Here is a 21,549-nt window from a genome sequence, read left to right on the forward strand (position 1 = left end):
ATCCATCCAGGTTTTGTATGTCAGTTGATAATCTACTTGAACCGAATTCTATTAAGTGCGATCCGAAGCTTCCTGAACAAATCATTGAAACTGATGTTTCAAACTTTCGGGAAAACTTCAACTCTTCTCACTTCATGTTTTCGCACAACCTTGCAGGACATCCTTTATTTGAGATCCCCCGCTTAGTTGAGCTTGCAAATACCATGCTAAGTCAGGGAAGAACAAATAAAATCCAGTCTTATATCAGCAAAGTTCCTGTTGAGCAAAAGTGGAATCAGCGACCTGGAATCAAGCACATTAACGAGGCGATCGCACATATTGGTGAATCGGATTCTTGGGTCATGCTTGAAGATGTTCAAGCAGACCCAGAATATGCTGCCCTGGTCAACCAGATTATAACTGAACTCGAAACTCTTACAGGTAAACCCCTTCGTAAGCAGATGACGTGGCTAGGTGCTTACATCTTTATTGGTTCCCCAAATTCTATTACACCTTACCATATCGATAGTGAGTTGAATTTCCTGTTTCAAATTCAGGGCGAGAAAGATATGAGCCTCTTCAATCAAAGCGATCGTTCTGTACTGAGCGAAGAGGAAATTGAAAAATTTTATGTAGGCGACCTGAATGTAGCAAATTATAAAGAGGAGAATCAGAGTAAAGCGACTGTTTACCATTTGCAACCAGGTAAGGGACTCCATCATCCGATACTGGCACCCCATTGGGCTAAAAATAGTAATAATGTTTCTGTAGCTTTGAGTATCCTCTTTTATCTGCGACCTTACGATCTCAAAGCCAGAATATATCAAGTCAACAGTTACTTACGCAGACTGGGATTAAAACCCACTTCACCAGATAAATCTGCTTTGAAAGATCGGCTCAAAATTTTTGCTCTGGGTCTTTTATCGGATCGCCGACCGAAAAGTAAATTTATGATCCTGCGCTCTGGTGTATTAAAACTAAAATCTATTGAAGGAAAGTTAAAGCAATTTATCAACAAGATTGTGAAAAAAATCTAATTTTTCTTAAATGACTAATTATTAATTAGCCTGAATACTGAATCGGTGTTCTATAGCAATTCTAAATCATTTGTGAAATCTTTTCTTTTAGGCACTTCGCGAAGCTTATTTTTATACAAGATAAGTACTTATTACATCCTTCATGCCGCCGACATAAATCAACTACGCGTCTAGTTTTAAAAATAGTTTTTACAATTTAAATAGGATTGCTATAGATATAAACTAAAACTAAAAATATCAATGTATAAACACATCAAATCGCTCACTTCTTTACGCGGTATTGCAGCCTTGGTTGTTGTTGTACACCATTTTTCTTACTACGGTTTACCGAAAACAGGTTCAACTTTGTCAGCCTATACTAATTTTTTTCAGAATGGATATTTATGGGTTGATTTTTTCTTTATTCTGAGTGGTTTTATTATGACCCATGTTTATGCCAATACTTTTTGTTTAAAAGTCAGTTTAAAGAACTATCGTTCATATTTATTCTCGCGTTTTGCAAGAATTTATCCTCTGCATATATTTATTATTTTTCTATTTGTTGGATTAGAGGTTGTAAAATTATTTTTTCTAAGCACTTCTGCTTTTACTGGTAAATTTAACTTAACGGCTCTTTTTTCCAATATTTTTCTTCTCCAAGCATTTGACCTAAAGTGCCTACCTTTATTATGGTGTAATACCTATTGGAATGAGCCAGCTTGGTCAATAAGTGTAGAGTTTTTCATTTACTGTATATTTCCATTGTTATTATTACTCTTATTAAAAAATAATTTTAAAACCGATTTAATAATTTATATTTATACTCTCTTTTTTATATTACTACTAATCACTTTTACCCGTGGAAATTTAGATACGATTATTGGTATACCTTCGATAGCTAGATGTGGGCTAGAATGCATCCTTGGTGTTATAACCTATAAAATTTATCATAGAGGTAATTATCAAAAGTATTTTAATCTTAATTTTCTAGCAATTATAGCTATAACTTGGATAATTTTGATTATGCATTATTACTGGCATAATTTTCGTAACATTCATGATTGGCTAATTTTACCAGCTTTCTCTCTACTGATTTTATCTGTATCTATCAACAACAAAAGTCTAATATCAAAGTTTCTCAATTCACAGTTAATGCTATATGTCGGGACTATATCTTACTCAATTTATATGGTTCATTGGTTTGTTCAAGAATTGTTAAAATTTTTCTGGTTTTATAAATTTCACAATGTTTTTGGCAAAGAATTCACAGAATATCAATCGTTGACATCTTTAGGAGTATTTCTTATGATTGTCTTATTGGCTGCATCATTGACATATAGATTTGTAGAAGTCCCCGCACGTAATTATTTAAAGTCTACAATCTTGGCTAAACAATGTATTTAAAGTCAGTAATTTAACAAAGAAAAAGATTGAAATTTATCCACATTCAATAAACTGAGAAAATAATAGAGTTTTATGACCTTATCACCTGTAGATTACCAATCGACATTAACTGCGGTTGATTTTGATCCATTTGCAGATGGAGAATTACTTCTAACCGCCCCCGCTACAGAATCACAAAAAGAAATTTGGGCTTCTGTGCAAATGGGCGATGCTGCTAATTGTGCTTATAATGAGTCTCAATCTCTGCGACTAAAAGGCGAACTAGATGTCAAACTTTTCCAATCTGCGGTGGAAAAGTTAGTACAACGTCATGAAGCACTACGGACAACTTTTAGTACCGATGGCAATACACTCTGCATTGTTGCTTCTCGGCAAATTGAAATTCCGATTATTGAACTGTCTAACTTAAAACCACAACAAAAACAGGAAAAATTAGCTAGTATCTTGCGACAAGAGGTAGAGCAACCTTTTGATTTGGAACATGGCCCTCTATTTCGGGCAAAAATTGTCAAATTGCAGCCGCAAGAGCATCTAGTTACTTTGACAGCCCATCATATTATTTGTGATGGTTGGTCTTGGGCAGTGCTGATGCCAGATTTGGGTAAACTTTATTCTGGCTTGCAACAGGGTATTGTTCCTGAATTAGAAGAACCAGACGACTTAAGTGAATATGCGATTTTGCAGGAAGAAGAGGCGGATAGTCCAGAAGCGATCGCCACAGAACAATACTGGTTACAACAATTCGCTGACTCTGTACCTGTACTGGATTTCCCTAGCGATCGCCCTCGTCCCCCACTCAGAACCTTTAACGCCGCCCGCGAAGATTGGCATTTAAATCCCGAATTAGTTGCCAACCTGAAACAACTAGGAACAAAACTCGGTTGTAGCTTTATGACTACGATCCTCGGAGGATTCGAGGTCTGGCTGCACCGACTAACAGGACAAAACGATTTAGTTGTAGGTATTCCAGCCGCCGGACAAGCTGCTTTAGGACAATATAATCTCGTAGGTCACTGTGTTAATTTACTACCATTGCGTAGCCAGATTAATGGCGAAAAATCTTTCAGCGACTACTTGCAAACGCGGCGTTCGGCTGTCTTAGATGCTTATGACCATCAACAATTTACCTTTGGCAGTCTGGTCAAAAAATTAGTATTGCCACGGGATTCCAGCCGTATTCCCTTAGTACCAATTATATTTAATGTCGATCAAGCCTTAGATAGCGATCGACTTCCCTTTATCGATTTAGAGGTAGAATTTTTCTCCAATCCCCGCGCATTCGAGAATTTTGAACTGTTTATCAATGCTACGGAATCGCATGGTGAACTTATTCTGGAATGCCAGTACAACACTAATTTATTTGACGCTGATACTATCCGCCGCCGGATGGCAGAGTTTGAAACTTTGTTATTGGGCATAGTTGCTAACCCTAATCAAATTATTGCTAAATTGCCAATTTTGCCAGCAGTCGAGCAACAGTTATTAGCAACATGGAACAATACTCAAACAGCTTATCCCCAAGATATCTGCATTCACCAGCTGTTTGAAACTCAAGTGGAGAAGACTCCAGATGCGATCGCTGTAGTTTTTGAAGATCGGCAAATTAGTTACCGCGAACTGAATCAGCGAGCCAATCAACTAGCCCATTATCTCCAAAGCTTAGGAGTCGGGCCAGAAGTTCTGGTTGGTCTGTGTGTTGAGCGCAGTTTGGAAATGGTTGTAGGAGTTTTAGGCATTCTCAAAGCCGGAGGAGCCTACGTACCATTAGATTATGCTTATCCTGAAGAACGTTTAGCTTTCATGCTGCAAGATGCTCAGGTATCAGTGCTACTAACGCAAGAGAAGCTAAAGTCGGGGCTACCCAATCATCAAGCAAAGATTGTTTGCCTTGATAGCAACTGGCAATCCACAGATTACGGGTTAGATAACCCAACACCTAACGTCACTGCTAATAACTTAGCCTACGTCATCTATACATCTGGCTCGACAGGTCAACCGAAAGGCGTTCAAATTCAACATCAAAGTGCTGTTAATCTGCTGAATGCGATCGCTAAAGAACCCGGTTTAACCGCTGAGGATACTCTCCTCTCTGTTACTAGCCTATCCTTTGATATTGCCGTTTCAGAAATTTTTCTACCTCTATCTGTAGGCGCGAAGTTGGTATTGGTAAGCCGTGAAGTTGCGGCTGATGGTACTCAACTGTTAAAAGCCCTAACCACCTCCGGGGCAACCTTTATGCAACCGACACCAGTTACTTGGCGGTTATTACTAGCAGCCGGATGGCAAAGTAGTCCTCAACTCAAGATGATTTCCACAGGTGAAGCCTTACCTAGAGACCTCGCAAATCAATTATTACCGAAGGGAGCTTGTCTTTGGAACCTCTACGGCCCTACAGAAACAACGATTTGGTCAACAGGCTACAAGGTGACAACGGCAAATAAACCAATAGGCATTGGTTGTCCTCTAGCTAATACGCAAATCTACATCTTAGACTCCCATTTACAACCCGTTCCCATTGGTATATCAGGTGAGTTGTATATTGGTGGCGAAGGGCTAGCAAGGGGATATCTAAATCGTCCCGAACTGACTGCTGAAAGATTTATTTCTAATCCCTTCAGTTCAAACCCTGAATCGCGTTTATACAAAACTGGGGATTTGGCTCGTTATTTACCAGATGGACATATTGAATACTTAGGTCGTATCGACTATCAGGTAAAAGTGCGTGGTTTCCGCATAGAATTGGGTGAAATTGAAACCGCACTCCTACAACATCCAGGAGTAAAAGAAGCTGTTGTAATTGTTCGAGAAGACATTCCTAATGAGACTAGTTTAGTCGGTTATATTGTTGCCGAAACTGGTCAAGATAGCTTGGAAGTGATTTCGCAATTGCGTCGATTCTTGAAACAACAGCTTCCTGACTTTATGGTGCCAACAATCTTTATGGCACTAGAAGCGATGCCGTTAACCCCCAATGGCAAAGTCGATCGCAAGGCATTGCCAAAGCCTGATGCTTCCCGCCCGGAACTGGAGGCAAATTATGTAGCGCCCCGCACTCCCATTGAACAGCAGATTGCAGATATTTGGGCGCAGGTTCTTAATGTCAAGCAGGTTGGAATTAACGACAACTTTTTTGAATTGGGTGGATATTCTCTACTAGGAATTCAAGTGGTTTCTCGAGTGCGCCAAGCCTTGCAAGCAGAAATTTTGATGTCCAATTTATTTGAATTACCAACGGTAGCGGATTTGGCTGAACGAGTGGAAACTCTGCGGTGGGCAACCCAAGGTGTTCAAGCTGCTGAGAGTGAAACAGCTGATGATTACGAGGAAGGTGAGCTATGAAAACATTAGATGAATTACTATCTGAGCTACGTCAGCGCGATGTCAAACTTTGGCTAGAGGGCGATCGCTTACGCTATCGGGCGGCAAAAGATAGTCTCACACCAGAATTGCTAACCGAGTTAAAAACTCAAAAAGCCGAAATCATCAACTTTCTCCGACAAATTAACACAGCCGCCAGTTCACAAATTCCTCCAATTGTCGCTTGTGAACGGAATGGCGACTTGCCGCTTTCCTTTGGTCAGCAACGGATATGGTTTCTCCATCAGTTTGAACCTGATAGTTCCTCAAATAATATGCCAGTTGTGGTGCGTTTCACGGGGAATCTGAATGTTGCTGTCTTAGAAGAAAGTTTAAGAGAAGTCGTTCGTCGCCATGAAGTCCTGCGGACAACTTTTCCAGCAGTGAATGGAAAGCCCACTCAAGTCATTGCCACCGATGTTTCCTTGACACTGCCAATAATTGACTTGCGGCAAGTACCAGATGAACAACGAGAAGCGGAAGCTCATCTACTGGCAACTAAAGAAGCTCATCAACCCTTTGATTTAGGCAATGGGCCGATTTTGCGGGTGTTACTGCTGCAATTGAGCGATCGCGAACATCTGCTAATTTGGAATATGCACTGCATAGTTTGTGATGGAGCTTCGTCCGATCTGTTCTATCAAGACCTGATTACCATCTATAAAGCATTATCAGCAGGTCAAGTTTCTCCTTTAACTCCTTTACCAGTGCAGTATGCTGATTTTACCAATTGGCAATATCAATGGCTCCAGGGAGAGGTTTTAGAGTCACAGGTAAATTACTGGAAGCAAAAGCTAGAAGGCAATTTACCCATTATTGATTTACCTTACGATCGCCCCCGTCCTCAAGGAGTGCAAACCTATCGAGGCGATCGCGCTGCCCTGCTGCTATCAAAGGCGCTGAACCATGCCCTGACAGACCTGAGTCAAAAATGGGGTGTCACCCTGTTCATGACTCTACTGGCAGCATTTGAGCTATTGCTCTACCGTTATTCTGGACAAGAAGACTTACTAATTAACTTTGCAAGTGCAGGTCGAGGACAAGTTGAAACCGAGGGGCTGATTGGATTTTTTTCTAATACTCTTGTACTGCGGAGTAATTTTGCAGGCAACCCAACTTTCCGAGAATTATTAGACCGAGTGCGTAAGGATTGCTTAGAGGCTTATACCCATCAAGACCTACCCTTTGAAAAGCTAATTGAAGAACTTAAACCAGAACAGCGAAGTCGCAATACTTCGCCACTGTTTCAAGTAAAATTCTCCCTCAATCCTCCTTGGTCGAATGGTCGTGGCATGGCATCAGTGCAACTACCTGATTTGACTATCACTTCTCTATTTGGCTACATCTATCATGGCAAGACCAAATATGATCTGACATTGGTCTTGCGAGAACAGGATAATGGTCTAGGCATGGTATTTGATTACAATGCCGAAATGTTTGATGCTAGTACGATAGAGCGGATGTTGGGACACTTCAAAACTTTACTCGAAGGTATTGTTGCTAATCCCGATCGCCCGATTGCTGAATTACCCCTGTTGACAGCACCTGAACAACATCAATTATTAGTTGAGTGGAATAGCAAACTAGCTGATTATCCCCAGCATACTTGTATCCATCAGTGGTTTGAAACTCAAGCTAAAAGAACTCCAAATAATATTGCAGTAAGTTTTAAAAATCAGCAATTAACTTATCAGGAACTTAACCAGCGGGCAAATCAACTAGCCTACTATTTGCAAACTTTAGGGGTAGAATCGGGGGTACTCATCGGTCTTTATCTAGAGCCTTCCCTGGAGATGATTGTGGGGCTGTTGGGTATTTTGAAAGTCGGTGGAACTTACGTACCGCTCGCTCCGACATCTGGGCAAGATGGTCTGGCTGTCATTTTAGAAGATGCCCAAATATCTTTGGTGTTAACCCAAAGCTCATTAGTTGAGAACCTCTCTGAGCATCAAGCACAAGCTATCTGTTTGGATAGTGATTGGGAAGTTATTGCCGTACACGTGACTGAAAATCCAGAAAGTTATGGCACAGATCGGACTCTCGCCTGTGTAATGTATGTGTCTGGCTGCAATGGAAAACCCAACGGTATAGCTATTACCCACGATAATCTTGTTACCCACAGCTTGGCAATTAGCGAAACTTGGGAGTTGACTCAGAGCGATCGCCTACTACTCATACTTAGTATCAGTTGCGATACGTTCATTGAATCACTCTTTCCCACTTGGATTACTGGTGCTACTGCAATTCTCCAATCTCAGGAGATGCAATCGACGGGGCAGTTTTTCCCATTCATTGCTCAACAACAAATTACTGTTGTTAATCTAGCCACGTCTTTTTGGTATGAGTTAGTCAAGGAGCTATCTGTGTCTCCACAAACTTTGCCAGCCAGCTTGCGCTTAGTCATGGTTGGTGGAGAAAAAGTCTCACGCCAGGCTTATCTAACTTGGGTAGAAAAAGTTGGCAAGCAAGTACGCTGGCTGAATGCTTATGGAGCGCTAGAAACAACTTTAACCGCCACGGTTTACGATCCAAAGACTGCCACTGAAGCCAATAACACTCGGTCAAAAATTCCCATAGGAAAAGCGATCGCCAATACCCAAATCTACATCCTCGATCGGCGATCGCAACTCCTCCCTATTGGTGTAACTGGTGAAATCTACATCAGCGGTATCGGTGTTACCCAAGGCTACTTTAATCGTCCCGAATTAACCTCTGAGAAATTTATCCCCAATCCCTTTAGCAGCGAATCTGGGGCATACCTTTACAGAACTGGTGACTTAGGACGCTACTTAAGTGACGGCAATATTGAGTTTTTAGGCCGCTTAGACAATCAGGTAAAAATTCGCGGCTTTCGCATTGAGTTGGCTGAAATTGAAATAATTTTAGGTCAATATCCAGGCGTACAAAAAACTGTGGTGATTGCCAAAGAAGATGTTCTTGGGGATAAAAGTTTAGTTGCTTATGTTGTCACCAAACAAGGAGAAACTTTTGGGAGTGAGCAACTGCTGAGTTTTCTCCAGCAAAAGTTACCTGAACATTTGTTGCCTTCTGCCTTTTTCATAGTCGATTCTCTGCCATTAAATGCTAATAGCGAAGTCGATCGCCAAGCCTTATCTGCGGTGAATCCAACTAATTCTAAAATAGAAAAAATATTTGCCACAGCAGAAGATCCATTACAACTTCAGTTAACTAAAATTTGGGAAAACCTTTTAGGTATTCATCCTATTGGCATAAAAGACAACTTTTTTGATTTGGGTGGAAACTCACTACTTGCAGTACATCTATTTTCTCAGATCGAAAAGACATTTGGTCTAAATCTGCCCCTAGCTATTCTCTTGCAATCTTCAACCATTGAGCAATTAACTAGTTTTATTCGCCAGCAAGGGTTTTTGCCAGAAAGCCATAATCGGGTTGAGAGTAATACTAGTACCAACTCAGAAAAACCGATGCCTTGGTCATCATTAGTACCAATGCAGCCCAACGGTTCTAAGCCACCTCTCTTTTGCATCCATGCAATTGGTTTAAGTGTCCTCTACTACCGAGATTTATCACTTCATTTAGGTGAAAATCAGCCATTTTATGCGCTACAAGCACGAGGATTAAGTGGGAAAGAAGCTCCTTTTACCAAGCTTGCACAAATGGCGGCTCATTACATCAAAGAGATACAAACTATTCAACCTGAAGGCCCTTATTTTTTGGGTGGTTCCTCCTTTGGCGGACTAGTAGCTTGGGAAATGGCTCAACAATTAGTAAAACAAGGTCAAAAAGTAGCTCTGTTAGCTTTATTTGATACTACTGGCCCAAATTATATTAAACAAGCGCCATTAGAAAAGCGAGTTTCTCAGCATTGGGACAACCTGACAAAACTTGGGACTAATTACGTGCTTGAGCAAATCAGGAACAAAAGCTCTTGGCTGAAGTATAAACTTCAAGAAAAGTTCCGAAAATTGATCTTTAAGTTTTCCTTAAGAATCTGGCGGACTGTACCTTATAACTACCGGAAATTAACAATCGAAGAGGCCAATAAACAGGCAGCCAGAGAATACGTTCTAAAAGCTTATCCAGGTCGAGTCACTGTATTCCGAGCAGAAGAGCGCGTTGCATTGGAAAAACGGGAGGTTGACCCCCAAATGGGTTGGAGTGAAATGGTCTTAGGAGGTTTGGATATTCAAAATGTCCCAGGAAACCACGATTCTATTTTTAGAGAACCCCATGTCCGAACTCTATCTGAAAAGATGAGGGCTTGTATAGATCAAGCTATTGTAGACATCTGAAATTCATTTAATTTGCAGAAATAGTTAGAACTTTCAACCTCATCTCGCTTCCGGGATGGGGTTGTTTTATTTCTAAGTAATAACTTTAACTATATATGTATAAATTCAATTGCTACTAAAGCTCTTGCATAAGTTGTAAGCTGGAAAATACGTAGTATATCTACTGAGGCTTGAATAAAAATCAGACAATAAGCTATATAGTACATTCTTCTCTTTGCTAGAAAAGAACATTACTTTTACAAACTATTTTGCAATCTCAAGGGAAATATGACGCAGAAAATCCTGAATTTTGTAGAAGTTCAAAAAGATGATACAAATGGTGTCGATGGACTTGCTGGTGCTAAATCCCTCACAATCAGTCCCGATGGAAAATTCCTGTATGCATCTGGATATGGTGACTCGGCTGTAGCGGTATTTGAGCGGGATACAACCACAGGCGCACTGAGTTTTGTTGAATTTCAAAAAGATGATACAAATGGTGTCGATGGGCTTGCTGGTGCTGAATCTCTCACCGTCAGCCCCGATGGTAAATTCCTCTATGCTGCTGGATATGATGACTCGGCTGTAGCGGTATTTGAGCGGGATACAACCACAGGCGCACTGAGTTTTGTTGAATTTCAAAAAGATGATACAAATGGTGTCGATGGGCTTGCTGGTGCTAAATCCCTCATAGTCAGCCCCGATGGTAAATTCCTGTATGCATCTGGATATAGTGACTCAGCTGTAGCGGTATTTGAGCGGGATACAACCACAGGCGCACTGAGTTTTGTTGAATTTCAAAAAGATGATACAAATGGTGTCGATGGGCTTGCTGGTGCTGAATCTCTCACCGTCAGCCCCGATGGTAAATTCCTCTATGCTGCTGGATATGATGACTCGGCTGTAGCGGTATTTGAGCGGGATACAACCACAGGCGCACTGAGTTTTGTTGAATTTCAAAAAGATGATACAAATGGTGTCGATGGGCTTGCTGGTGCTAAATCCCTCATAGTCAGCCCCGATGGAAAATTCCTGTATGCATCTGGATATAGTGACTCGGCTGTAGCTGTGTTTGAGCGGGATACAACCACAGGCAAACTAAGTTTTGTGGAAGTTCAAAAAGATGGTATCAGTAGTGTCGATGGGCTTGGTGGTGTCTCTTCCATTACTGTCAGTTCCGATGGAAAATTCCTCTATGCTGCTGGATATGATGACTCGGCTGTAGCTGTGTTTGAGCGGGATACAACCACAGGCAAACTGAGTTTTGTGGAAGTTCAAAAAGATGATACAGATGGTGTTGATGGACTTGGTGGTGCGGTTTCTGTAACTCTCACCTCCGATGGCAAATACCTCTACACTGCTGGATCTGATGACTCGGCGGTGGCGGTGTTTAGTGCGCCTTTCAATCATGCGCCAGAGGTGGGAAATGAAATTCTTGATCAAGAAACCACCGAAGATAGTGTCTTCAACTTCACCCTTCCAGTTGACACCTTCAGCGATGTAGATGTTGAAGATATCCTGACTTACACTGCAACTTTAGAAAATGATGATTTACTGCCTACTTGGTTGAAGTTTGATCCTGCTACCCTTACCTTCAGTGGGACTCCCACAACTAAGGATGTAGGTAATCTAAACATCAAAGTCACTGCTAAAGATATTGCTGGAGAGGAAGCTAGTGATATATTTACGCTTGGGGTTGCCGATAAAAATACTCCTACTACTCTATTCACATTAATTACAGGCGATATCTTTAGTGTCAAGACTAAGCTGAAGACTAAAGGCAATAAAGCAAAAATCTCCATCAAAATTAAAACCAGCACTTTTAAAGAGGTGAATGAGCTGTGTGTATTTAATGTTGATGATGATGAAGGTAAGATTGATGGCATAGCCCCTGGTGCAGAAGGCTATACACAAGCTGCTCTTTTACGCTCCAAGGTGATTTTCTTTTCCCTTGCTAATATGCCCAAGGGTTTCAAGCATGACGATGTGAATAACGTCTTAGAATTTGACTCTGATACCAAACTCCGATTCTATAGCGTATCCAACAGTACTACTCAGGCTGTACTGTCTGGAAAAGCATCTTTTTCAAGTGTCGTTTTTTCCTCAGCCACAAATACCAACACAGGAGAGGAAGGTTTTTCTCTCAACTTCCAAAATTTTGCTGTAACGGTTCAGGCAACAAATCAAGAAATATCTTTGGGGACAAATTTACAAGGCAAAAAAGAAGGCGAACTGATTGATTTACGGGGTGTAGGACAATCGGTAAAAGCTGACTTTAAGGTTTATAGAGAAGCTGCATTGAACAACTTTGTCGGTTTTTATCGGGTTGCTGATGAAAATGGTGGCATTGACACCAATAGCGATGGTAAAGCAGATATTCTTGTTGGACAAGCAGGTTATGCCGAAGCCGCTGTGCGTGGGCGTGTTACAGGCGTTGACTTGACGGTGAGCAATCAAGGTTCGGCAACATCTACCAGCACTTTCGGAACTGATTCGTTATTTGCACCCTTTATTATTATCAATGGTAAAGCAGATAAGTTTCTCGATAATAATGCCAATAACGATCCAAAGATTTACTTCTCATTTTTGGGTGCTAACTCAGATAAGGTAGATCACATTCGACTGTTGGGAAATAACACCTTTGGTTTTGAAGATTTAGCCAATGGTGGTGATAAAGATTACAACGATATGATTGTACAGGTAAATTTGAGTGTCAATCTTGCCTAGATCGAAGGCGAGGAATTACTTAGAAAAATAATACAACCTCATCCCGGTTGCGGGGTGAGGTTGTTTTCTGCGTAGCGATTACATGGACTCATATATGTATAAATGCGATCGCCAATAAAGTCTTTGCATCACTCTAAAGCTATTTATAGGCGTGTTACAGGCATTTTTTACGGTGAATAAGGACAGCAAATTATACCGCGACTTTCAAAGCTGCTTCGCTGTTTGCGCTATTTATTATTGTTGATGGCAAATATGATGCTATTTGCGATGGCAATGGTAATATTGATCCGCAGGTTTAGGCAGTAAATTTACTGGAGTTAACTATTAGCCTTTTATATAAGTTTAATAATTGACTCCTGTACGATACCAAAAAAATCCTGTTTCTACGTGATTTACAGGTTATGGCACGTAATGGCTGTCACAAAAAAACCATTAATTATTAATATAGAGTAATTATGTCAGACACCATCCCGATCGCGATCGCAAAAGAGCCAACTCAAGACTTATATGAGCAAATACCTGCTACTCACTTAGTTTTCATCGACTCACAGGTTGAGAACTACCACAGTCTGGTAGCAGGTGTATTGCCTAACACCTCTGTTGTAGTCTTAGACCCTGACCAGAATGGCATTGAACAAATTAGCCAAGTGGTGGCAACTCATCGGGAAATCAACAGCCTACACATTGTTTCTCACGGCGCACCAGGGCAAGTTTATCTGGGAAACAGTCAACTCAGCTACGAAACCCTCAACCATTATGCTTGGCAACTCATGGACTGGGCAAATGTTTTGAGTGCAAATGCACAACTGCTGTTGTATGGTTGCGAAGTCGGGCAAACAGAGCAAGGTAAAGCATTTGTACAGCGCCTAAGTGAATTGACAGGTGCAGTAGTAGCGGCGTCTGATGACTTAACGGGGAGTACTGCATTAGGTGGTAACTGGAAACTAAAAGTTTCTACGGGGGCAATTGTTCCTACTTTGGCATTTCAGCCAGAAGTAATGGCAGCCTACGCTTCAGTACTAACTGCTCCAGTCTTGGGAAAAGAAATTGTAGACCAACAAGCCACTGAAGATATTTTCTTCAGCTTCACTGTACCAGATGACACTTTCACCGATCTAGATGTCGGAGATACCCTTACCTACACTGCAACTCTGGACGACGATACGCCTTTGCCGAATGGGTTGAAGTTCAATGCTGCTACCAAGACTTTCAGTGGTACTCCCGATAATGGGGACGTAGGTAGTCTAAACATCAAAGTTACCGCTAAAGATGTTGGTGGAGAAACAGCCAGTGATGTGTTTAAACTCACGGTTAATAATGTCAACGATCCTCCAGTTTTAGTAAAAGAAATTACAGACCAAGAAGCCACCCAGAACATACTTTTCAACTTCACAGTCCCAGATGACACCTTTAGCGATGTGGATGTTGGAGACATCCTTACCTACACTGCAACCTTAGAAAACGATGCTCCTCTGCCAATGGGATTGAAGTTCAATCCTACTACCCGTACCTTCAGTGGCACTCCTGAAAATCAGGACGTAGGTAGTCTAAACATCAAAGTTACTGCTAAAGATGTTGCAGGAGAGCAAGCCAGTGATGTGTTTAAACTCACGGTTAATAATGTCAACGATCCTCCAGTTTTAATAAAAGAAATTACAGACCAAGAAGCCACCCAGAACACACTTTTCAACTTCACAGTCCCAGATGACACCTTTAGCGATGTGGATGTTGGAGACATCCTTACCTACACTGCAACCTTAGAAAACGATGCTCCTCTGCCAATGGGATTGAAGTTCAATCCTACTACCCGTACCTTCAGTGGCACTCCTGAAAATCAGGACGTAGGTAGTCTAAACATCAAAGTTACTGCTAAAGATGTTGCAGGAGAGCAAGCCAGTGATGTGTTTAAACTCACGGTTAATAATGTCAACGATCCTCCAGTTTTAATAAAAGAAATTGCAGACCAACAAGTTACTGAAGACACACTCTTCAACTTCACCGTCCCAGCTGACACCTTTAGCGATGTGGATGTTGGAGACATTCTCACCTATACTGCAACGCTGGAAAATAATGACCTACTACCTACTTGGTTGAACTTCAATCCTACTACTCTTATTTTCAGTGGTACTCCTGAGAATGAGGATGTAGGTAGTTTAAACATCAAAGTCACAGCTAAGGATGTTGCAGGAGAGCAAGCCAGTGATGTGTTTAAACTTGGGGTTACTGACAATACTGCTGTAGTAACACAAATTACAGGCGATATCTTTAGTGTCAAGACTAAGCTGAACATTAAAGGTGATAAAGGAAAACTCTCAATCAAGATTAGAAACAACACCTCTAAAGAGGTGAACGAACTAAATGTATTTACTGTTGACGATGAACAAGGTAGGATTAACGGCATAGCCCCTGGTGCAGAAGGCTATACGCAAGCGGCTCTTTTGCGTTCAAAGGTGGTTTTCTCCGCTCTTGCCAATCTGCCTAATGGTTTTAATCTTGCCGACCTGAAAAACATATTAGAATTCGACTCTGATACCAAACTCAGATTTTATCTGGTATCCAACAGTACTACTCAGTCTGTACTGTCTGGAAAAACCCCCTTCTCAAGTGTGCTTTTTTCCTCAGCTACAAATAACGACATAGAAGATGAAGGGTTTTCTCTTAATTTTCAGAATTTGGTAGTGAATATTCAGCCAACCAATCAAGAAGTATCTTTCGGTACTGGTCTGCAAGGCAAATATCAAGGCGAACTGATTGATTTACGGAGTGTGACACAATCGGTAACAGCTGAGTTTGCAGTCAACAGAGAGGCAGCTTACAATAACTTTGTCGGCTTCTATCAGGTGGCTGATGAAAATGGTGGTATTGACACCAACGGTGATGGTACAGCAGATATTCTTGTTGGTCAGGCTGGTTACGCCGAAGCTGCTGTGCGCGGGCGTGTTGCAGGCATTGACTTGGCAGTGGGCAACCAAAGCACTGCAAATTACACTGGCACTTTCGGGCCGAATTCTTTATTTGCACCATTTATTATTGTGGATGGCAGACCCGATGCAATTCTCAATGGTAATGCCAATAAAAATGTTTACTTCACATTCTTGGGTGCTAATTCAGATAAGGTAGATCACATTCGGTTATTGGGAAATAATACCTTTGGTTTTGAAGATTTAGCTAATGGTGGTGATAAAGATTATAACGATATGATTGTGCAGATCAATTTGAGTGTCAATATTGCCTAGTATCAACTACGAGCAATTACTTGGATAAATAAAATAACCTTATCCCGGTTGCGGGATGAGGTTATTTTATGCGTAGCGATTAGATGGACTCGCTATTAATTAAACTAGTAAATTTACTGAAGGCAGTTATTGTCTTTCCTTCATAAATTTAATAGTTGATTCCTCTAGAGTGACAAAAAATCTTCAGCTTTACTTTTCCAGTTAATTTTTATTAAATTAAGCTAGCAAAAAAGTGATGGAGAATTATTTCATAAATAGGTATAGGTGATGTTCAACGAGGAAAGTTCCTATTTTTCGCCATTAGTGATATTGTCAATACCTATATTCAAGAATTTGTAAAAAATAATTCAGAAATTTAAAGTTTTTTTTATTACATAATTCTTAACTAGGGTATTTACTTAGGAAAGCATCTGTGATACTTTCATGTTGATTATCATAAAGTAAAATATAAATCTCTAAATTTAACAGCCATGTTTATGTATTTTAGTTTGATGATGAATATCGATATTGCATAGTTGCAATCATCAATATTGAGTTTAATTTTGTATAAATTATGTAGCGTTAACCAAGTGATAACTTGTCCTCGATCTATTTACAGTATGCTTTATTTTGAAAAACGCGTAACAATCGTAACCGTGTGATATAAATACAGGTCTGCAATTAGACTAAATTTCCCTCTGTGCTGTTACACATTTAAACACCTAAATTCCACATAAGTCTTGTCACTGCTGGCATAAAACCAAACACTGCCACTGTTAGTAAAAGAGATACTCCCTAATATTTTCGACTTAATTCCTCACTTTAACTAGTTTTATATGACTTATATTAAGAACACTTTTCCCGAATTTCTCACCACCCTAGAGGGGTTTGAGCAGTTGCCAGATGGAGCGATCGCTAATCTATCAGAACAACTGCAAGCCTGGCGCTATCGCATAGGTCAGAAAATCATTGGTAAAGAAAGTCTCCCGGAACGTATCACCATCATTTATGAGGGACAAGTGCGGCTGTTAGGATATGAACCCCAGACGCAAATGCCAATTACCCTAAAATTATTACAACCAGGGGAAATTATCGGCGAAATTGGTTTGTTACGCGATGTCGCCTGTGAAACAGCGATCGCTTCCACCGAAGTAGTATGTTTAACCTTGAGTGCATCAGCATATTTTAGCTTTCTGGCTTCATACCCAGCTTTTGCGGAAGCTCGTAAGAACCGTAGTTATTTGGTAGAAGTTTTCGATATTCTCGGTTCCTATTGGCAAAAGCAAGCGATCGCTACCTTAAATCTCAGAGAACTGGCAGAAAAAGCCTTACCCCAGGCGAAAGTACATTATCTCCCTTCAGGAAAAACTCCATTCAACCAACTTGATAGCAAAAGCGTTTGGTTTGTAAGTGGCGGTAGTACAGTCACAAATTTTTCACCTGGCGATCGCTTAGAATCAGAAGATGACAGAGACAAGATTCAAGTTATCGGTCAAAACCCCGTACGGTTGCTTGGCATACATCCGTCGGATTTGATCTTAGAAGATAGTCATGAGATAGAACTTGCGGTAACTGAAACCAGAGTAGATAAAGATAGCGCTGACGATCTAGATATTATTCCCTACGCATCAGACGAAATAGTTCCACAGACAGCCCCCCAAAACTCAAAGAATTCGTCAAAACAAAAATACCCATTTTTTGGCGGTAAAGGAGAACTAAATTCAGCCTTCGCCTGCTTCCAAATGATCGCGAAGCATCTAGAAATGCCATTTCGTCGAGAGGTGGTTCGCCGCATCTTAACTGAGCAAGTCAAACGTCAGGGGACTATATCGTTTCAAGTTACTGCTTACCTAGCAGAGTTAATCGGACTGAAGGCGCAGTTGATAGAGTTACCAGTCGCTTCAGTCACGCGCATTCCAACACCAGCGCTGATTCGCTACGGTGATAATTTTGCCGTTTTATATGAAGTAGATGCCAATACTGTGGTTGTCGGTGTTCCATCCAAAGGAATTGTGCGTTGCAAACCCGCTCAATTGGTTGAACAATTAGATGTCGATCCAACTGACTTTCCGCCCAAAGTTAGGGTATTACTGCTGACTGCTACCAACCAAACACCCCAAGAACGTTTTAGTTTACGGTGGTTTTTGCCCTACTTGTCAAAGCACCGTCGAGTCCTAATAGAGGTCTTTATCGCTTCCTTTTTCGTGCAGTTGGCAGCGTTGGCAAATCCGCTAGTTGTTCAGTTAATTATCGACAAAGTTATCACTCAAAATAGTATTGGTACACTACATATTTTGGGGATTTTGCTATTAGTAGTCGGGCTATTTGAAGCAGTGTTGACTACCTTACGAACCTACTTATTTGTCGATACCACTAACCGGATCGATATGGGTTTAGGATCGCAAATCATTGACCACTTACTACGTCTACCGCTGCGCTATTTTGAACGCCGACCAGTGGGTGAACTTTCCACTCGTATTAACGAACTAGAAAATATCCGCCAATTCCTCACAGGTACTGCCTTAACAGTGGGATTGGACGCTCTGTTCTCGGTGGTTTATATCGGTGTGATGCTGATTTATAGTTGGCAACTCACCTTAGTCGGCTTAAGCACAATTCCTGTGTTTGTCGTGATCACCTTAATTGCTTCTCCCACTATTAGCAGACAGTTACGTGCTAAAGCCGAACGCAACGCCGAAACTCAATCTTATTTAGTGGAGGTGATGTCAGGCATTCAAACCGTAAAAGCGCAAAATATCGAATTGCGATCGCGCTTTTCTTGGCAAGAGCGTTACGCCCGGTTTGTCGCCGCTGGTTTTAAAACAGTCGTAACTTCTACCCTCGCTAACTCTACCAGCAACTTTCTCAACAAACTCAGCAGTTTACTAGTTTTGTGGGTAGGAGCTTATTTAGTACTGCAACAAGAATTAACTTTAGGTGAATTAATTGCCTTTAGGATTATATCGGGTTACGTCACCAGCCCAATATTACGTTTAGCTCAACTCTGGCAAAGCTTCCAAGAAACTGCCTTGTCTCTAGAGCGTTTAAGCGATATTGTCGATACGCCACAAGAAGCAGAAACAGACCGCTACAATATACCCTTACCTACCATTAAGGGAGCAGTGAAATATGAAAATGTTTCCTTCCGTTTTGGCACAAGTGGCCCTCTGCAACTTTCTAATGTCAACCTCGAATTTGAGCCAGGGAAATTTGTCGGCATTGTCGGACAAAGTGGGTCTGGTAAAAGTACGATGATGAAGTTACTGCTGAGACTTTACGAAACTGAGTCCGGCAGAATTTTGATTGATGGTTATGATATTGCCAAAGTGGAACTTTATTCGTTGCGACGACAAATTGGCGTAGTTCCCCAAGAGACATTATTGTTTGACGGCAGCGTTCAGGAAAATATTGCCCTAACGAATCCCGATGCCACAACCGAAGAAATTATCGAAGCCGCTCAAGTTGCGTGCGCCCATGAGTTTATCATGAACTTACCCAACGGTTACAACACGCGGGTGGGAGAACGGGGTTCTGCACTTTCAGGTGGACAACGACAAAGAATTGCGATCGCTCGTTCTGTGTTACAACGACCAAAATTATTAGTTTTAGACGAAGCAACTAGTGCATTAGATTATCCCACAGAACGGCAAATATGTCTCAACTTAGCCAAAGCATTCAAGGGTGATACAGTATTTTTTATTACCCACCGACTGAACACCGTAAGTAATGCAGATATGATTGTTGTGATGGATAACAGCAGGGTTATAGAACAAGGTAGCCATCAAGAATTAATGGCTACTAAAGGTCATTATTATTACCTGTATCAGCAACAAGATGTAAACTTGTAATTAGTCATTCTTGAGGGCAAAGGTTTTTGGCATCGGGAAACATTGCCCACCCTACAAAAAATTCCAAATCGTTCGACTGAACGCTCACGACAAATCCAAAACCCAAAATCGTTATGACTCAACTTAATGGGAATCACCTTAACGGCAATCAGAAAAACGGCAATCACAAAAATGGAGTGAAGCACGATTCACAGGTACTGACAAAACAACAAAAAGCTGCTCAAGAGTCTTTTACTAACTTAAACAATCAGGAATTTGAGCAATCTATTGTTTTGCGCCAATCTCCAATTTGGTCGCGTACAATCATGATTACACTAGTGGGGCTAGCCTGCTTTGGAATTGCTTGGGCTTATTTTGCAAAAATTGAGCAAGTAGTGCCAGCAACCGGGCAATTAAAACCCCAAGGAACAGTCAAAGAAGTTCAGGCTCCTGTGAGTGGAGTGGTGAAAACAGTTAATGTAAAAGATGGACAAGAAGTAAAGCCAGGTGATTTACTGCTAACTTTTGATTCCATAGCCTCTGTTGCCGAATTAAATTCTTTGAATAAAATTCGCCTTGCATTAATGAAAGAAAACCAAATTTATCGCCGATTGATGGGTGCAAGCACGGGCACTGGCTCTGAACTGTTATATTTGCGCGGTAATTTGCCACAAGAAACTGCTTTTTTGCTGAAAAGTCGGGCAGCATTAGTAGCAGAAAATGAATTATTGCGCACTCAATTAAAAAATTCTGGGCAAGATTCTGGAGTAGGAATTGATGAACAACAACTTCTACGAGTTGCCAAACAGGAATTAGACTCTCGCTCTTCCGCAGCGCGATTAGAAGTAGAAAAGACTAAAAAACAACTGATTCAAAATCAAATTAAGCTGGAAGATAGTAAATCAAGTTTAGCCATTCAAGAGGGAATTTTAAGTAAGCTAAAGATATTAGCAGAAGAAGGTGGTATTTCTCAACTTCAGTATCTTAACCAGCAACAAGAAGTACAAAACCGCACGGCAGAAGTAGCACAACTAGGTGAAGAACTGAAACGCCTCCAGTTTGATATAGAAAAAGGACAACAAGAATTAAGCAATACGGTGGCTGTTTCTGATAAAAACATTTTAGATAAGATAGCCCAGAACAAACAGCAGATTGCCACAATCGATAGCCAATTCATGAAAGTTATGCTGGAGAATGAGCAGCGTTTGGCAGATGTCAATAGTAAAATATCTCAATCACAGTTAAACGTTAAATATCAAGAACTTCGCGCGCCTGTAGCTGGTGCAGTTTTTGATTTGCAAGCAAAAAATCCTGGATTTGTCGCAACTCCAACTACAAAACTGTTGCAAATTGTCCCCAAAGAAAACTATATCGCTGAAGTTTTCATCACTAACAAAGATATTGGGTTTGTGCGAAAAGGGATGAAAGTAGATGTCAGAATTGACTCCTTTCCTTACAGCGAGTTTGGCGATATCAAGGGAGAAGTGACTGGGATAGGTTCAGACGCATTACCGCCAGACCAAACCCATCAGTTTTACAGATTTCCGGCAAAAGTCTCATTAGATAAGCAATCCCTAGTAATTAAGGGCAAAAAAGTTAACTTGCAATCAGGTATGTCTATCAGTGCCAATATAAAAGTGCGCGAAGAACGGACTGTGCTTAGTTTATTCACTGAGTTGTTTACCAAGCAAGTTGATGCTCTTAAAGAGGTACGATAAAGAGGGTTAAGTTAAAAGACCGCAGTCACTCCACAAGGAGAGTTGCTGCTTTA

General features: G+C 41.0%; 7 protein-coding genes and 1 pseudogene. All 8 read left to right on the forward strand.

Annotation, left to right across the window (positions count from 1 at the left end; all coding sequences use genetic code 11):
- Positions 1–17: 17 nt before the first annotated feature.
- The 8 genes and pseudogenes from QUD05_RS28050 to QUD05_RS28085 all read left to right on the forward strand — a co-directional run bounded on the left by QUD05_RS28050 (position 18) and on the right by QUD05_RS28085 (position 21,496).
- A complete protein-coding gene (locus QUD05_RS28050; RefSeq protein WP_289798928.1) occupies positions 18–1,016 on the forward strand; it encodes a cupin-like domain-containing protein in 999 nt (332 codons plus the stop codon).
- A 240-nt stretch (positions 1,017–1,256) separates the two neighbouring features.
- Positions 1,257–2,399, forward strand: coding sequence for an acyltransferase family protein (locus QUD05_RS28055; protein WP_289798929.1), 1,143 nt, complete (start codon positions 1,257–1,259; stop codon positions 2,397–2,399).
- A gap of 72 nt (positions 2,400–2,471) precedes the next feature.
- Positions 2,472–5,735 (forward strand): annotated as a pseudogene (locus QUD05_RS28060) (non-ribosomal peptide synthetase); the annotation flags it as partial.
- Positions 5,735–10,030, forward strand: coding sequence for a non-ribosomal peptide synthetase (locus QUD05_RS28065; protein ID WP_289798931.1), 4,296 nt, complete (start codon positions 5,735–5,737; stop codon positions 10,028–10,030). The pseudogene QUD05_RS28060 and the gene QUD05_RS28065, both read left to right, overlap by 1 nt.
- 267 nt (positions 10,031–10,297) lie before the next feature.
- Positions 10,298–12,736, forward strand: a complete 2,439-nt coding sequence (locus tag QUD05_RS28070) for a beta-propeller fold lactonase family protein (protein ID WP_289798932.1) — start codon at positions 10,298–10,300, stop codon at positions 12,734–12,736.
- 455 nt (positions 12,737–13,191) lie between these two features.
- Complete coding sequence (locus QUD05_RS28075; RefSeq protein WP_289798933.1) at positions 13,192–15,972, forward strand: putative Ig domain-containing protein; 2,781 nt, start codon at positions 13,192–13,194, stop codon at positions 15,970–15,972.
- A gap of 815 nt (positions 15,973–16,787) precedes the next feature.
- On the forward strand, positions 16,788–19,799 hold the full coding sequence (locus QUD05_RS28080; RefSeq protein ID WP_289798934.1) for a peptidase domain-containing ABC transporter: 3,012 nt from the start codon (positions 16,788–16,790) through the stop codon (positions 19,797–19,799).
- A gap of 113 nt (positions 19,800–19,912) precedes the next feature.
- Entirely contained in the window at positions 19,913–21,496 is a 1,584-nt protein-coding gene (locus QUD05_RS28085; RefSeq protein ID WP_289798935.1) for a beta-barrel domain-containing protein, read from the forward strand.
- Positions 21,497–21,549: the final 53 nt, after the last annotated feature.

The sequence above is a fragment of the Nostoc sp. GT001 genome, from assembly GCF_030382115.1.
Classification (GTDB): domain Bacteria; phylum Cyanobacteriota; class Cyanobacteriia; order Cyanobacteriales; family Nostocaceae; genus Nostoc.

Coding starts and splice junctions, on each gene's coding strand:
- QUD05_RS28050 (WP_289798928.1), top strand. CDS start 18: ATGTCAGTTGATAATCTACTTGAACCGAATTCTATTAAGTGCGATCCG.
- QUD05_RS28055 (WP_289798929.1), top strand. CDS start 1,257: ATGTATAAACACATCAAATCGCTCACTTCTTTACGCGGTATTGCAGCC.
- QUD05_RS28065 (WP_289798931.1), top strand. CDS start 5,735: ATGAAAACATTAGATGAATTACTATCTGAGCTACGTCAGCGCGATGTC.
- QUD05_RS28070 (WP_289798932.1), top strand. CDS start 10,298: ATGACGCAGAAAATCCTGAATTTTGTAGAAGTTCAAAAAGATGATACA.
- QUD05_RS28075 (WP_289798933.1), top strand. CDS start 13,192: ATGTCAGACACCATCCCGATCGCGATCGCAAAAGAGCCAACTCAAGAC.
- QUD05_RS28080 (WP_289798934.1), top strand. CDS start 16,788: ATGACTTATATTAAGAACACTTTTCCCGAATTTCTCACCACCCTAGAG.
- QUD05_RS28085 (WP_289798935.1), top strand. CDS start 19,913: ATGACTCAACTTAATGGGAATCACCTTAACGGCAATCAGAAAAACGGC.